This window comes from Corallococcus sp. AB018, from assembly GCF_003986945.1.
Lineage (GTDB): Bacteria > Myxococcota > Myxococcia > Myxococcales > Myxococcaceae > Corallococcus > Corallococcus exiguus.
This window is the reverse complement of the sequence record NZ_RAWR01000124.1, coordinates 15,246-30,519: the sequence shown is the minus strand read 5'-3', so window position 1 is coordinate 30,519 and position 15,274 is coordinate 15,246. Positions and strand designations below refer to the sequence as shown.

General features: G+C 69.4%; 14 protein-coding genes. 8 read left to right on the top strand and 6 right to left on the bottom strand.

Features of this window, described 5'->3' with window-relative positions; all coding sequences use genetic code 11:
* The 5 genes from D7Y11_RS24930 to D7Y11_RS24910 form a co-directional block, all read left to right on the top strand.
* Positions 1 to 466 (top strand): DnaJ domain-containing protein (locus tag D7Y11_RS24930; RefSeq protein WP_158641993.1); only part of this gene is annotated, 466 nt, incomplete at its 5' end.
* A gap of 24 nt (positions 467 to 490) precedes the next feature.
* A complete protein-coding gene (locus tag D7Y11_RS24925) occupies positions 491 to 1,195 on the top strand; it encodes a Smr/MutS family protein (RefSeq protein ID WP_121753083.1) in 705 nt (234 codons plus the stop codon).
* Between the two features lie 36 nt (positions 1,196 to 1,231).
* A complete protein-coding gene (gene add, locus D7Y11_RS24920; protein WP_120575618.1) occupies positions 1,232 to 2,224 on the top strand; it encodes an adenosine deaminase in 993 nt (330 codons plus the stop codon).
* Between the two features lie 3 nt (positions 2,225 to 2,227).
* The gene (locus D7Y11_RS24915; protein WP_126934952.1) at positions 2,228 to 3,316 is read left to right on the top strand and encodes a quinone-dependent dihydroorotate dehydrogenase; all 1,089 of its coding nucleotides are present in this window, start codon (positions 2,228 to 2,230) and stop codon (positions 3,314 to 3,316) included.
* A gap of 108 nt (positions 3,317 to 3,424) precedes the next feature.
* Positions 3,425 to 3,790, top strand: coding sequence for a hypothetical protein (locus D7Y11_RS24910; protein WP_126934951.1), 366 nt, complete (start codon positions 3,425 to 3,427; stop codon positions 3,788 to 3,790).
* A 28-nt stretch (positions 3,791 to 3,818) separates the two neighbouring features.
* Here D7Y11_RS24910 and D7Y11_RS24905 read toward each other — a convergent pair whose 3' ends face one another.
* Positions 3,819 to 4,901: an SMI1/KNR4 family protein gene (locus D7Y11_RS24905; protein ID WP_126934950.1), complete on the bottom strand. Its 1,083-nt coding sequence runs from the start codon at positions 4,899 to 4,901 to the stop codon at positions 3,819 to 3,821.
* A 182-nt stretch (positions 4,902 to 5,083) separates the two neighbouring features.
* Between D7Y11_RS24905 and D7Y11_RS24900 the strand changes: the two genes are divergently transcribed.
* Together D7Y11_RS24900 and D7Y11_RS24895 are read left to right on the top strand one after the other, a co-directional pair.
* A complete protein-coding gene (locus D7Y11_RS24900; RefSeq protein WP_120575612.1) occupies positions 5,084 to 5,641 on the top strand; it encodes a hypothetical protein in 558 nt (185 codons plus the stop codon).
* Positions 5,642 to 5,694: 53 nt separating this feature from the next.
* Positions 5,695 to 6,906 (top strand): serine/threonine-protein kinase, encoded by a 1,212-nt coding sequence (locus D7Y11_RS24895; protein WP_120575611.1) that lies wholly within the window; start codon positions 5,695 to 5,697, stop codon positions 6,904 to 6,906.
* Here the strand turns inward: D7Y11_RS24895 and D7Y11_RS24890 are convergent, their stop codons facing one another.
* The 3 genes from D7Y11_RS24890 to D7Y11_RS24880 all read right to left on the bottom strand — a co-directional run bounded on the left by D7Y11_RS24890 (position 6,907) and on the right by D7Y11_RS24880 (position 10,962).
* A complete protein-coding gene (locus D7Y11_RS24890) occupies positions 6,907 to 7,347 on the bottom strand; it encodes a hypothetical protein (RefSeq protein WP_126934949.1) in 441 nt (146 codons plus the stop codon).
* A 148-nt stretch (positions 7,348 to 7,495) separates the two neighbouring features.
* On the bottom strand, positions 7,496 to 10,408 hold the full coding sequence (locus tag D7Y11_RS24885) for a serine/threonine-protein kinase (RefSeq protein WP_158641992.1): 2,913 nt from the start codon (positions 10,406 to 10,408) through the stop codon (positions 7,496 to 7,498).
* A gap of 170 nt (positions 10,409 to 10,578) precedes the next feature.
* Complete coding sequence (locus D7Y11_RS24880) at positions 10,579 to 10,962, bottom strand: hypothetical protein (RefSeq protein ID WP_121753090.1); 384 nt, start codon at positions 10,960 to 10,962, stop codon at positions 10,579 to 10,581.
* A gap of 180 nt (positions 10,963 to 11,142) precedes the next feature.
* Here D7Y11_RS24880 and D7Y11_RS24875 point away from each other — a divergent pair, with 180 nt between their 5' ends.
* Complete coding sequence (locus D7Y11_RS24875) at positions 11,143 to 12,105, top strand: ornithine cyclodeaminase family protein (protein WP_126934947.1); 963 nt, start codon at positions 11,143 to 11,145, stop codon at positions 12,103 to 12,105.
* Positions 12,106 to 12,656: 551 nt separating this feature from the next.
* Here the strand turns inward: D7Y11_RS24875 and D7Y11_RS24870 are convergent.
* Together D7Y11_RS24870 and D7Y11_RS24865 are read right to left on the bottom strand one after the other, a co-directional pair.
* Positions 12,657 to 13,811, bottom strand: a complete 1,155-nt coding sequence (locus D7Y11_RS24870; RefSeq protein WP_126934946.1) for a glycosyltransferase — start codon at positions 13,809 to 13,811, stop codon at positions 12,657 to 12,659.
* On the bottom strand, positions 13,801 to 15,084 hold the full coding sequence (locus tag D7Y11_RS24865) for an O-antigen ligase (RefSeq protein ID WP_120575621.1): 1,284 nt from the start codon (positions 15,082 to 15,084) through the stop codon (positions 13,801 to 13,803). The genes D7Y11_RS24870 and D7Y11_RS24865 overlap by 11 nt, the downstream gene beginning before the upstream one ends.
* Between the last annotated feature and the right edge of the window lie 190 nt (positions 15,085 to 15,274).

The following is a 15,274-nucleotide window of genomic DNA, read 5'->3' as shown; positions in this document are numbered from 1 at the left end:
CGCCCACACCGTCCAGGCCGTGCGCCGTTACCTCAAGGACTTCCTCTCCCGCCCCGCCTCCCTGGACGCCCCTGCCTCCCTCGCCTCCTGCCTGGACTCCCTGCCTTCGGGCGAACGGCTCCGCCTGCTGGACGCGCTCTATGAGATGGCGCTCGCGGACGGCCCCCTCCAGCGCTCTGAACGCGAGGCCCTGAAGCGCATGGCCGAAGGCCTGGACGTCCCCGACGCCAAGGTCCAGGCCCTGGCCGAACTGCACCTGGGCGACGCCACCGCCCACTACCAGACGCTGGGCCTCCCCCCGGACGCCACCGACGCGGAGGTGAAGAGCGCCTACCGCAAGCTCGCCGCCCGCTTCCATCCGGACAAGGCCGCCCACCTGGCGCCCAAGGCCGCCGAGCAGGCCGCCCGCCGGTTCCAGGCCGCCCGCGACGCCTACGAGGAAATCCGCAGGCTGCGCGGCCTGTAGCCCGGGTTAGAAGACAGGAATCCCATGAGCCAGCGTCCCCCGAAGAAGAAGGAAGCGGAGTTCCAGAACAACCCGTTCAAGTCCGCCATCAAGACGCTCCAGGACCAGGAGAAGCAGGAAAAGGCAGCGGCCGCCGCCGCGGAGGCCTCGAAGAAGAAGGCCGTCGCGCAGAAGCCCACCAAGGCCCCCAAGGCGCGTCCGGAAGACGACGACGTGGGCCTCTTCTTCTCCGCCATGGACGGCGTGCAGCAGATCACCCACCGCGGTGAAGCCCCCAAGACGAACCCGCGCCTGCCGGAGCTCATCGACGACAACGCGGAGGCGCTCGCGCAGCTCTCCGACCTGGTCGCCGTGGACGGGCCCCTGTCCTTCACCGGCTCGGACACGGCCTTCGAGGGCGCTTCCCCCGGCGCCGACCCCAACCTGCTGCGTTCGCTGCGCCGGGGGGACTTCTCCGTGCAGGACCGGCTGGACCTTCACGGCAAGACGCAGCGCGAGGCCCAGGCCGCCGTGGAGCGCTTCCTGTCCGACAGCCGCCGCGCCAAGCGCCGCTGCGTGCTCATCGTCCACGGGCGCGGTTTGAATTCCAAGGATCAGATCCCGGTGCTCAAGGACGCGGTGAGAGACCTCTTGTCGCAGAAGCGGCTGGAGCGGATGGTGCTGGCGTTCTCCACTGCCCGTCCGCAGGACGGCGGGGCTGGCGCCGTCTACGTGCTGCTGCGCCGATAGCTTTACGCGTGGCCGTGGCTGTGCATACATGCCGCCATGGTTCGCGACCTCATTGACCTTCACATCCACGTGGGTGGCGCGGTGGCTCCGCACATCCTGTGGTCCATTGCCCACCAGCAGGGCTTCAAGCTCCCCGTCAAGAACTACTTCGACTTCGTCGAGCTCATCACCTCCCGTCCGGGCAAGGTGGGCAGCCTCGACGACTACCTGAAGATCCTCCACACCTGGACGGAGAAGATCCAATCCTCTCCCAGCGCCATCGAGCGCTCCGTCTACGAGGTGATTGGCAAGGAGTACCGGGGCAGCCGCGTCACGCAGATCGAGCTGCGCTTCAATCCGATGAAGCGCAACCTCTCCAGCGAGTTGGATCTGGACCACATCATCCACGCGGCGCTGCGGGGCATGGACCGCGCGACGCTGGAGTACGGCGTGAAGGTGGGCCTCATCTTCTGCCTGGCCCGCGAGTTCGACCACAAGCTCAACAGCATCATCGTGGAGAAGGCCATCAAGTACCGCTCGCGCGGCGTGTACGGCATCGACCTGGCCGGCACGGAGCGCGACGCGATGGAGCACAAGTCGTCGCTCTCGGAGTACGAGGATCTCTACGCCCGCGCTCGCAAGGCCGGCCTCAAGTGCACCGTGCACACCGGCGAGACGGCCGGCACGGGCGCCAACGGCCTGATGGCGGCGGTGGAGAAGCTCAAGCCCCACCGCATCGGCCACGGCATCCGCGCCGCGTACGACGAGTCCGCGATGAAGATCCTGCGTGAGAACAACATCACGCTGGAGCTGTGCCCCACGTCCAACATCCACACCAAGGCCGTGGCGGACCTGCAGGAACTCAAGCACATCATGCAGACGTTCTGGGACCGCAAGGTGAAGTTCACCATCAACACGGACGGCCCCTACCTGCTGGAGACGGACATGCGGCGGGAGATTGAAATCGTCGAGTCCAACAACCTGCTCACCACCGAGCAGGTGGACCAGGCACTCGCGTGGGCGCGCGAGGCGTCCTTCATCCCGGCCTGACGCATGTACGGCCTGACTCGCGCATTGCTCTTCAGCCTGCCCCCGGAGCCCGCGCACCGGCTGGGCATGTCGGGGCTCGCGGCCCTGGGGAAGTGGAACGCCCGCTGCCGCGCCATGCGCGAGCACACGCTGCGCCGTGCCCCCATGGACCTGTCCGTGGAGCTGGCGGGGCTGAAGTTCGCCCACCCGGTGGCGCTCGCCGCCGGGTTGGACAAGGACGCGGAGGCCGTGGACGGGCTGTTCGCCTGCGGCTTCTCCGCCGTGGAGGTTGGCACCGTCACGCCGAAGCCCCAGCCGGGCAACCCGAAGCCGCGCCTGTTCCGCCTGCCGGAGCACCGCGCGGTCATCAACCGCATGGGCTTCAACAACCACGGCACGGCCACCGCGGCGGAGCGCCTCAAGGCCCGCTCGTGGAAGCCCGGCCCGCTGGGCGTGAACATCGGCAAGAACAAGGACACGCCGCTGGAGCGCGCGGTGGACGACTACGTGGCGTGCGTGGATGCGCTCGCGTCGCTGGGGGACTACGTCGTCGTCAACGCGTCCTCGCCCAACACGCCGGGCCTGCGCAAGCTGCAGGAGCCAGAGCAGCTGTCCGCGCTGCTGCTCGCCGTGCGTGAACGGATGGAAGCCGTGGCTCCGGGCACGCCGCTGTTCCTGAAGATCGCCCCGGACCTCACGCCCGAGGCCGTGGATGAAGTGGTGGACGTGGCGATGGCGCGCGGGCTGTCCGGGCTCATCGCCTCCAACACCACGCTCACCCGCCCCTTCGAGCACCAGCACTCGAAGGAGGCCGGCGGCCTGTCCGGCGCCCCCGTGCGCGAGCTGTCCAACGCCGTCATCCGCCGCGCGTACCAGCGCGGTAAGGGCGCCCTGCCCCTCATCGGCGTGGGCGGCGTGTTCACCGCGCAGGACGTCTACGAGAAGCTGCGCGCGGGCGCCACCGTGGTGCAGGTGTACACGGGCTTCATCTACGAGGGCCCGGGCATGGTGGACCGCATCCTCCCGGAGCTGGGCGCCCTGCTGGCCCGGGACGGCTTCGCCTCCGTGCGCGACGTGATTGGCGTGGACGCTCGCGAAGGCATGCCCGCATAGGCCCACCTGCCCTCCGGGGCAGGTAACCTGTCTTCCTGGTGATACAGGAAACTCAGGACAGGCCCCGGGCGATGATTGTGGGACGTCTTCCGCCCTTCGAGGTGCGCCGTGAAGATCTCCCGTCCGCCGTCGTCCCCGCCCGCGTCGCCGACCTCGACGCCGCGCCCTTCCGTGCCGCAGCCGGTCCCGCCGAAGCCGCCCGCGAAGCAGAGCCCCTCCGACGACTTCGACGGGCCAGTGGCCAGCTCGAACGTGGGTGACAGCAAGCAGGGTGCTTCAGGCAGCAGCAGCCGCGTCGGCGCAGGCGCATCGAGTGGCGGACAGGGCATCGAGGACCGGGACAAGTTCAAGCCCTCACAGGGCCCCGGCGGCCCGGGCACGACCGCCTCCGGCAGCAGCATCCGCGCGGGCGGCCGGGGCAACTCCGGCGGGACGCAGGGCGATCCCCCCTGCACGCCCCACCGGAGGGACTGAAGACGCCGTTCCTCCCACGCACGCGCGCTCAGTACTCCTTCAGGAGCGCGGCGGCCACCTTGAGGTCCAGCCGCTTGAACAACGCCGAGACCTTCGCCTTCGGGATCAGCTTCTTCGCGGCCGCCTCTACGCGGAGGAGCGCGAAGGCGAGCTGATCGAGTGAGTCGAAGGCCGGCGAGACAGAGCCCTCCTCGTGCGCGTAGCGGACGACCGCTCCCGTCGTGACGTCGAGGAGGAACATCTCGCCGGAGCCGTCGCTCGCGATGCCGACGTACTTGTCGTCGTTCGCACCGGCCAGGTCCTCCTTCTTGCAGTCGAAGCCGTAGCTGTCGAAGTCGAAGGCGAGGGTCATCGACGGCACGCCACCGCCCGTCACCACTTCGTCCAGCGCACGACCCGCGGGAACGGCACGAACCTTCTTGCTGCCGGGCTTCGACACGCGGGGCGCCTTCGGGAAGAAGCGCGCCGCGTCGGCCGCGAAGTCACCGCGCTCGATGTAGCCGGCCAGGGTGCTCGCCTCGGTGCTCTCCCCCCACTCGGTGAGCGTGGGCTTGCTCACGTCGAGCGGCGTGCCGTCCTTGGCGAAGAACGTCGTGCTCTTCAGCTTGCCCTTGGCGAACACCGCCGTCAGGCGATGAGGCCAGGGCTTCGGGACCTTGAAGATCTTGTGCAGGAGCTTCGTGCCGGCGTACTCGAACAGGGCGCCATCGACCGGGCCGACGACCCACTCGAGGGCACCGTCGATGACGCCATCACGCAGTTCAATCCGCAGCTCGTCCGGGAAGTCGAAGCCGGGGCGGAAGCGCACCTCGACCAGCGCGCCGTCCGCGAACGTCGCGATCATCGTATTGTTCGGCCCGTTCGGCAGCCCAAGCGCCTCCTGCATGGCCAGGCGCGGTGCGTGTTCCGACATCTCGTGGATGCCGAGCGACCATTTGATCTCTCCATCCAGCTTGCCGTCCTTGCGCGTGGCGTCGAGCAGCAGCAGTCCCGACGGATGGATCCACAGGCGCTCGCGCGCGTCGTTGGGACCTCCGCATCGCCAGAGTTTGGTGGAGGCATCGAAGGTGGCTTCAGGAGGAACGCTCTTGGGGCGCGGGGCGGTCGTCATCGCGCCGCACCATACCTGTCGCACCCCTTCCCTCCACCTTCTGGTGGGCGCGGAAGCGCTGTCTGGCTTTGAACGCTGACGCGCTGCATCCCAGACGCGTCTTCGGTTTTCCGGGACTCCTCGGAAACTCGGAACGTGGTGGGTCCGATGATGGTTTCAGGAACTCCGTCCTGAGGTGCTTCGTGAAGATCTCCCGCCCGCTGTCGAGCCCCACGCAGCCCGAGCAGCCCACCCAGCTTCCGGTGCATCGCGCGTCCGGGCAGAGCCTGGCTGGCGGGCACGGATCCTCCAGCAGCGCCCAGGGCTACAGGGATCCGCCGGACCTCTTCCAGGGCGGCCCCAGCCATGACCGGCCTGGCCTCTTGATCCAGGACCGCCTCCATCGCGGCCCCGTGGGTGAGGGCGGCCAGGCGCGGCCCTGCGCCTCCGGCTCCAGCGTGAGGGGCCAGGGCGGTGGCCACTCCGGTTCCGTCTCGTGCAGCTTCGTGCCTTCGGAGAGCGGGGCGGCGGGCGCGGCCAGGCCGAAGCCATCCTCCCCCTTCCAGAAGTTGGCCGAGCGGGTCCGCGACCTGTTCGCGAAGCTGGTGGGCGCGGACGCGCCGGAAGGCTCCCGCCGTGGCCGGGTGGCGACGGGCGATAGCTCCCGGTCCGCGGGCTCCAAGCACACCGGCAGTGGCCAGGGACGCATCGGGGCCGAAGAGGAGCTCCAGGCCAGCGACCCGGCTCGGGTCGGCGGCTGACCCGCTGCGTGATCCTGCGTTCCGGGCGTGAGTGACGGTAGGCTTGCCCCGGAATGAACGACGTCCAGCGATTCGGGCCGTACCGCGTCCTGCGGGACATTGGTGAAGGCGGCATGGGGCGCGTCTCGCTCGCGGAACGCGAGGGCTGGGAAGAGCCGGTCGTCCTCAAGCGAATCCACTCCGAGCACGCCGCCGACGTCCGCTTCCGCCGCCGACTGCTGCGTGAGGCGGAGGTCGCCGCCGGACTGCACCACCTCAACGTGGTGCGGGTGCTGGAGACGGGCGTCATCGACGACCAGGTCTACCTGTCCATGGAGTACGTCGCGGGCTCCAGCCTCGCGCACATCCACGCGGCGAGCCGGCCGGAGCTGCTGCCACCAGGCCCCATCCTGGATGCCATCGCGCAGGCCTGTGACGGGCTCGCGTACGTGCACCAGTTCGTCAACCCGGAGTCGGGCAAGTGGATGGAGCTCATCCACCGCGACGTGTCCCTGGACAACCTGCTGCTGTCCTACACCGGCACGGTGAAGATCGCGGACTTCGGCATCGTGAAGACGTCGGAAGGCACGCAGACGACATCCGGCGTGGTGATGGGGAAATTGGCATACATGTCCCCGGAGCAGATCCGCGACGAGGTCCTGGACGCGCGCGCGGACCTGTACTCGCTGGGCATCTGCCTTTACGAGCTGCTCGCCGGACGGCGGCCGTTCCCCATCCAGCGCGGACGCGCGGTGATGGAGTCGGTGCTGTATGACGCTCCGCCACCGCTCACGCCGCAGCGCCCGGGGATTCCCGCGTCGCTGGTGTCGCTGGTGGAAGCACTGCTCGCCAAGGGCCGCAAGGACAGGCCCACGGAGGCCGCCGCCGTGGCGAAGGAGCTCCGCGCGGAGCTGGCCCGGCTGGGCGAGTCCCCGCTCTTCCCCTCCCGGCTGATGGAGCCACCCACCGGCGTCCCAGCGAAGCCCCGGAGGCTCCGTCCGGCCCTGCCCGAGCCTCCCGCCTCCGAGCCCACGGAGGTGATGAAGCCGGAGGTCCTGCCCACCCTGCCCCTGGAGCCCGCGCCTCCACTGCGCTCGGAGGCGCCGACCCAGGCGTTGAGGCCCCAGCGCCCGGTGTCCCGGCCGCCGGAGCCCGCTCCTCCCGCGAAGCGGTTCCGGCCCTCCGAAGAGACACCGCCACCGTCCTCACAAGCACTGTGGCTCAAGTGGGTGGCCGTCTCCGTTGCGGGAAGTCTGATCGCCGCGGCGGCCTGGTGGTGGAGCTGATCAGCAGCCGCAGGTCCCGCTGAAGGCGTACTGGTATTGATATTCCGTGTGCGTGTAGGTGCCGCCCGCGTCGAAACACACGCGATAGCTGTACTGCTGATTGAACAGGCCCGGCTTGCCGCGCTGGTAGGGGTAGCTGCCATCGTCGCACGGCGGAGGGAGGTGCTCAGGCCCGCCCCCCGTGATGGAACGGGGAGCAGCCGCCATCGGATCACCCTCACAATACCAATAGAGGCCACACGCGCGGTTGTCCGAACAATACTGCCCGCCCGAGTTGATCCACTCGGACCAGTTCGCGCACGAGCCCAGCGCGGCCTCCGTCGTGGCCAGTGAAGCCTCCTCGGCCGCGGCCTCCTCGGGCGTCATGGGCCCACCGCACGCAGTCAACGCCAGACCCGTGCAGACGCCGACGACGACGCGCAGCAATGACATTCCAGGCATGAAGGGGGACTCCTTGTCCGAGGGGGCACCGGCATGGCGCCCAGCCGTCCGACAGGGATTCAGATTAGACAATCTCGACTCCCCAGACCAGCGCAAGCCTTTCAGGAAAATTCCCGACAAGAACGGTCCGTTCAAAAGGCGGCAAAGCCTATCGGCTTGCAATCCATTGCCGCACCGCGGCCAGCTCGCGCCGCGTCATATTGCCGCCCTGCGCAAAGCCATCCTCGGCCTTGTTCGCCAGCGTCAGAGCCCGCGCATGCTCCGCGGGCTGACCCCAGAGTGCCTGCGCGAGCGCGAAGTGCGTCATCGCGGCGTCCACCGGATTCCAGCCCAGCGGCGCCAGCACCCGCTCGGATGTCTCCAAAAGCTCTCGCGCGCTGTCGCCCTGGCCCAGCAGGAAGTACGCGAGCCCCAGCGCCGTGCGGCTGTGGATGGTCCGCGCATGGTCCGCGCCCAGCGAGCGCGACTTGGAGTCCAGCGCCGCGCGCAACAGCGGCACCGCCTCCTTCGGACGGCCCTGCGCCACCATCAGCCGCCCTACGTCCTCCTCCAGCGTGTCCACCGCGAACTCCTCTGGTGGCAACACCTTTCGTTGGAGCGCCAGCCCTTCCTGGAAGTGCGCGAGCGCGTCCGCGTCCCGCTCCAACCGCTCCTCCGCGCCGGCCAGCGCCTTCAGCGAATCAATGGCCTCGCGGCTCTCCGCGCCAAAACCCTGACGCATTCCCTCCAGCGCCTGCCGGTGCAGCGCGAGCGCCCGGTCCGGCGCGCCCAGCGACTCCTGCACCAACGCGATGTCGTGGAGCAGCAGCAACGTCTGGGAATTGAGCGGCCCCAGCGTCTGCTGTTGCAGCGTGTACGCGCGCTGTAGCCACTCCAGCGCCTTCGGCAGGTTGCCTGACTCCTGCTCCGCGAAGCCCAGGTTGGTGAGCGTGCCCGCGAGCAGCGGATGCACCGGGCCCAGCCGCTCCTCGTAGATGGCGAGCGCCTTCTGGTACAGCGCGGTGGCCTCCGCCTTCTTGCCCTGGCGCAGCATCACCATGCCCAGGTTGTTGTAGACCTTCGCGGTGTCCACGTGCGTGGGCCCCAGGGTTCGCTCGCGCAGCGCCAGGGCCCGCGTGTAGTGCTCCGCCGCCGCGTCGAGCGCTTCCTCGTTCAGCGCGAGGATGCCCTCGTGGTTGGCGAGCCGTCCCTCCAGGTCCGGCGCGGAGCCCAGCCGTTCGATGAGCGCGTGCGCCTGGGCGCTCCACAGGTGGGCCTCGGGGAACCACTCGGGATCCCCGCTCAGTCCGAGCACCAGCTCCGTGGCCACCTGGAGCGCCACTTCGTCATGCCGTCCCGCCGTGGCGGCGGCCATGGCCTCGTGCCACGTAGCCCGCGCGTCGCGCGACTGGCTCATGCGGTGGTGGGCCCAGCCCAGGACGTGGAGCGCCTCCGCCTCCACGGGCCGGTAGTGCGTCACGTGCGCCGCCTCCACTGCGGCCTTGGCCACGGGCACCGCCTGCGCGTAACGGCCCGTGTCGAGCAGCGCCTGCGCATGCGCCACGTCCTTGCGCACGGCGTCCACGCGGGTGCGCGCCGCCTGGTCCTCCGGCGGGGGCACCGCGGCGGAGAGCGCCTCCACGTTCGCGCAGCCAGACACGCCGCGCAGCGAATCCACCGCTTCCGCGCTGCGCTGCACCAGCGCCACATCCGCGTGCGCCAACTCAGCCCCCAGCGCGTCCACCGCCCGCAGGCGCCGGTCCAGACACGACATGCGCAATGCCAGATGCGCTTCCGGCTGCTCTCCCGTCACGCGCGTGGCCTCGCAGGCCTGGCGATGCATGCGGCTCCACTCGGACGCGTAGGCATCCAGCGCGCGCTCCACCCGGTCGAAGGCGCCATCCGCGTCCTTCGCGCCACTCTTCTCGAAGGCCTCCGCCACCGCCGCCTTCTGCGTGGGACCCCAAACGCGGGCGAACAGCTTGGGCGCGCCGCTGCACGGCGTGGGACGCACCCACGCCACGCCCACGCCCAGGAAGAGCCCGGCCACCACCGCGATGGAGCGGCCCGCGAGCTTCTTCCGTCCCGCCTCCGGGTCGCGCTCCAGCGCCGCCAGCAGCGCCTCCATGGACGCGAAGCGCTGCTCCGGCGCCACCGCCAGGCCCTGCGCGAGCACGCGGTGCACCCAGCCCGGGACGGATGGATGCGCGGGCGGCTCCAGCTCCACCCGGGGCACCACCGCGCCCTGGGGGGCCCGCTGCGAATCCAGCAGCGTGACGGCCATGCGCCGCAGCGTTCCCTCCTCGAAGGGGCGCTGACCGGTGAGCGCCTCGTAGACGGACACGCAATAGCTGAACTGATCCGCGCGCGCGTCCGGGCCCCGGCCTGCGTACTGCTCCGGCGCCATGTACGCGGGCGTCCCCACCAGCGCTCCCGTCGCCGTGAGCCTTGTGTCGAGCGGCCCTTCCAACAGCGCCGCCGGTGGCACCGCGGGCCCTGCCTCCGTACCCACGCCCGCGTCGGACGCGATGCCGAAGTCCGTCACCCAGACGCCGCCGTCCCGGCCCAGCAGCACGTTGTCTGGCTTGAAGTCGCGGTGCACCAGCCCCGCCGCGTGCGCCGCCGCGAGCCCCTGCCCCATCGCCCGGCACACCGACAGCACCTGGCGCTGCGGGTGCGGCCCCTCGCGCAGCCACTGGCGTAGCGTGCCGCCCTCCACCCGCGCCATGGCGATGAACACCCGGCCCTCGTGCGTGCCCACGTCGTGCACCGTGAGCACGTTCGGGTGGGACAGGCGCGCCATGGCCTGGGCCTCGCGCACCAGCCGCAGCGCGCGGGCGTCCTCCTCCTCGTCCGGCAGACGCCGCTCGTGCAGGAGCTTGATGGCGACGGTGCGGCGCAGCTCCGGATCGAAGGCCTCGAAGACCTCGCCCATGCCGCCCTTGCCCAGCCGCGCCAGCAACACATAGCGGCCCACGCGCGTCGCGTGGAGCGGACGCTCCGGCAAGCTGGAGTCACCCGTCGGGTGGCCGGTGTTCGGCGCCTGGGAACCGGTGTCTTCAGTGGGCCGGGAGGTCTTCATCACCCCCAGCCTATCCTGCCTCCGGCTTATTCCGGCTATCCGCACCCGACATCGGGGACTGGATTTCCGACAGTACCCACTCGCCCGCCCACCAATCTGGCGAGCAGCAGCACGCGCACATGAGGCCCGCGCTGCGCTTCGCATTCCTTCACGCCATTCCCCAACGCCCGCTACACGTTGCGCAATGACTCACGGTACTCGTCAATCAGCTTCCAAGACCAATCCCACATCTTCTCTTCATCCCCACCCACCGCCCTCTGAATCGCATTGACCCAGCCAAACTCGGCCCCCCACCCCTTCACCTCACGGAGGTAGGCAATAAACCCTCGATTGAAGTCACCAACAGGCTCCTCAATCCCATGAACAGACAAGGCCAGGGCATACCCCCTCAGCATATGCTCCAGACACCGCAACTGCACAAACCGATGCTCCTCATCGGCATCAAGATACAAAGACGGGCGCCTGCGGATTTCGCCAAGAAGTTCAAAAACATTCGTCATCTCCAGCTCCAGATCCCAGGTGAAGTCGGGCGCCCGCGCGACCGCCTCAAGCATGAAAGAATGGACCACCCGATGCCACCTGGGTGTTCTCCATTCTGACGTCCCCCATGCGCCACGATGGCGATGCCAGCCAATCTCAGGCGTGCCCACCTTCTCGACTGAAAGCGACTCCCGCCGGACAACCCGGCTGGACAACCCTTGGGGGGCCACCGCGTTCCTGGCTATAGCGCGCGCATGCCCACCCTTCTCCTCAGCGCCAGGGACTTGCGCGGCCTCTACACCGTCGAGCTCGGACTGGAAGCCGTCGAGCGTGCCTTCCTGGCGCATGGCCGCGGTGACGCGCTCATGCCCCCCAAGGTGTACCTGTCCCTGCCGAAGTACGACGGCGACTTCCGCGCCATGCCCGCGTTCCTCGACGGCGCGGCTGGCGTGAAGTGGGTCAACGCCCATCCGAACAACCCTCGCAAGCACGGGCTGCCCACGGTGCGCGCCGTGTACGTGCTCAGCGACCCGGACACCGCGTCCCCGCTGGCCATCCTGGACGGCACGCTGCTCACCGCGTGGCGCACCGGCGCCGCCGGCGGCATCGCGTCCAAGTACCTGGCGAAGAAGCAGCCGCGCACGTTGGGGCTCGTGGGCTGCGGCGTGCAGGCGCGCGTCCTCATCGACGCGCACCGCGCCCTCTTCGGGGACCTGGAGCTGCTGCTGGCGGACGCGTCCGCCCAGGCCGCGGAGGCACTCCAGAAAGAGAAGGGAGGCCGCGTGGTGAGCCTCCAGGAGGCCTCCGGCGCGGACATCGTCTGCTCCGCCACGCCCGCGCGCGCCCCGGTGGTCCGCCGTGAGTGGGTCCAGGCCGGCGCCCACATCAACGCCATGGGCGCGGACGCCCCCGGCAAGCAGGAGCTGGATCCGCGACTGCTCGTCGAAGGGCGCGTCTTCATCGACGACGCGGATCAGGCGCTCCACTCCGGCGAGGTCAACGTGCCGCTGCACGACGGGCTCATCCAGGCCGAGCAGCTCGCCGGGACCCTGGGAGAGGTCGTCGCTGGCCGGAAGCCCGGCCGCACCGGCACCGAGGTCACCGTCTTCGACTCCACCGGCCTCGCCGTGCAGGACGTGGCCCTGGCCCGCGCGCTCTACGACGTCGCCCTGGCGAAGGGCGTGGGCCAGCGGTTCGATCTGGTCGAGGACGCCTGACGCCCGTATCCCACCCGGTGCATCCTCCTCGCGGAGACGACCCTGAAGGGCGCACGGGGGCGGCGTTGTGAGGCAAAAAAGAGAGCGCTCGCCGGCACCTTGGAGTTTTACCGGCGAGCGCCCCGGGCCGCGTGCCGACTGGCAGGGCCTCGTAAAGTCGCGGCGGATGTGGAGAGCGGCCTGTCGGCCCACCCCACGCCACCTTCATGTTTCCAGCCATCCGCCCCGCGTCCCGTGTTCCGGGCCCCGCGCTCGGCGTCCGTTTCCTTCAAAAAACCCCTGCGTACCGGCGGTGATTCCTCCACCCGCCTGATCCGCCACACCCAGGGTGAGCACGCCTGCCGCTTCCGGCAATGCCCGAGGCGCCATTACCACGCCTTGCCCATCAATCTCCACGAAAATCGAGCTATTCCCATCTATAACCTGCGCACACGCAGGTCCTCGGGGAGAAAACGCCTCCCTTTTCTACGAAACGCGCCCGCCCCCAATTGCTGAGGACGGGCGTGGATTATCCGGATCGGTCTGACATTTGCCGGCCCCTGGGGGCGGTTTCAGCCTGGGGGCAGTCCTGCCACCTGGCGGTACAGCGCGTCATGTCGGCGCACCATCTTCTCCAGGGACAGCTCGCGGGCGACGAAGCCCCGGGCGGCCTTGCCCATCTTCCGGGCCTCCTTGGGGTTGGCCAGCAGCCGGCGGAAGGCCTGGGCCAGCTGGGCGGGCCGCTCCGGCTCCACCACCAGGCCCCGCTCGCCGTCCGAGATGAGGTCCGGATTGCCGCCCACCCGGGTCACCACCATGGGCAGCCCGGCCGCCATGCCCTCCATCACCGCGTTGGACATGCCCTCCGCCGTGGAGCACAGGACGCCGAAGGTGGCCTGACCGTAGAGGGCCGGCACGTCCGTGCGGTGCTTGAGGAAGTGCACCCCGTCCGCCACCCCCAGTTCGTGCGCCATCTTCTCCAACCCCGGCCGGCGCGGCCCGTCTCCCACGAACCACGCGTTCAGCTTCGTGCCCTCATGACGCAGCATGGCAAGGGCGAGCAGCAGGTCCTCCTGCCGCTTCACGGGGTGGTTCATGTTGGCCACGTGGAGGACCGTGGGCACGCCGTTGGTGTCGGGCAGTGTGTCCTTGAGCCCCTCCGCCGCGCGCGCGTCGAAGCGCTGCAGGTCCAGGCCGTTGTGGATAACGGAGATGCGCGAGGAGGGCAGCCCCTCCTCGTTCATGAGCAGCTGGCGGATGGCCTCCGCGTTGGCGATGACGTGATCCGCCATGCGCGTCATCTGCGCGTGCAGCAGGCGGCGGGCCTTGCCCTGCCAGTGAGACAGATCCAACCGGCCGACGATGACCTTCGCGCCCGCGAGCTTCGCGGCCGGCACCGCGATGATGCTGGAGTAGAAGTCATGCACGTGCACCAGCTGCACGCGGTGCTGCTTGAGCCAGCGGGCCATCCGGTGGATCTGCAGCAGCGTGTTGGGCTGCACGAGCGAGCCCTTGAGTGAGAACACCTCCGGCGCGTGCCCCAGCTTCCAGACGGAGCCCATCAAGGGCCCCGCGTCCTCCAACACAGACACCTGCAATTGATAGCTCGAGGGCAGGCCTCGCAGCAGCTCCAGCACCTGGACCTCGGTGCCGCCAATGTGGAACGACCGGGTGAATTGCACCAGGCGGAGGGGCTCCTGCCCCATCCGCGCATCCTCACGCCGCATGCCCAGACCCCTCCCACGTGGCCACCGGCGCGGGATTCATCGCCGGTTGCCTCCCCACCGCCAGGGCTCGCTCCCGTGCCTGCGCGATGCGGTGCGCGCTCGCGGCCAGGCCGAAGAGCACGTAGCAGTGCGCGGACAGGATGTAGCCCGAGAACAAATCACAGACGAGGTAGCCCGCTACCGCCGCCAGTAAGGCGCGTGCCAGCCATCCCATCTCCGAGTCCGCCGACGCGGCCGCGGCCCCGCCCACGGCTCCGCCCGAGAACACCAGGAAGCACAGGAGGCCAATCCACCCGAGCTCCCCGATGACGTCGAGGAAGATGTTGTGCGCCACGTAGGCGCGGTGCGCCTCGGGCGGCGCGTACTCGAACCAGGCATAGCGGAAGCCGCCCGCGCCCACGCCGAGCAGCGGCTTGTCCAGGCTCATGCGGCTGGCCACCTGCCACGCGTAGACACGGCCCATGGCGGACGCGTCCTCGTGGAACGACGCCACCGTCTCATTGCGCTGCCAGAAGCTCTTGGGCGCGAACACCGCCAGGCCCGCGACGAACACGGTGCCCAGCACGATGGCCTGCATGCGGCGCTTCTCACGGATGGCCCACATGGCCATCGCCACCGACAGGCCAATGAAGCCGCCGCGCGAGTGCGACAACACGATGGCCACCACCGCCAGCACCGCGGACACCGCGCACAGCACGCGGAACACCCACGGAGTGCTCTTGCGCGCGAGGAACGCCACCGCGAGCGGCACCACCAGCACCATGTTCATGGCCATGTGGTTGGGGTCCGCGTACACGCCGACCCAGCGCGAACGGAAGCCCTCCACCATGTTCTCGCCGACGATGTACCAGTTGATGACGCCAATGGACGTCACGATGGCGCCCAGCACCATGGCGCCGGCCACCACCGCCAGCCGCTTGGGCGTGGTGATGACGTTGACGAGCGTCAGGTAGATGGCCGTGAGCTTGAGCAGCTCCACGCCCTGGAAGCGCGTCACCTCCGGGTTCACGCTCCACGCCACCGAGCAGAACGCCAGCGACGAGAACGCCAGCAGCGCGATGCCCCGCGCGCCGTCGAAGAAGAGAGGCTCCGCCTTGCCAATGCGGCGCATCACCATCAGGCCCGCGCCAAGCCCTGAAGTCAGCAGCGCGAGCCGCAGCGGCTCCAGCGCGGGGATCCACTCACCCGGCACCGCGTACATCACCGCCGCGAACCCCGCGAGCATGTAGAAAGCCAGTACGTCGCGACGCTGCCCCACCGCGCCCGGTCCCATGTACGCCACCCCTTCGCTGTCGGTCGCTCGTCCCGTCACACGCGTGCCCCTGGCCCTCGTGGATTTCCGTCTGCTGTTTGCAAACAGCGGTTTGCAAACAGCTGGCGGGCGAGGGGCAAAGCAGCGCGCGTGCCAGAAGATGGCAACGCGGGAGGCCTGTATCTTCGGGAGGTTGCGGGCTCGCCCGCGA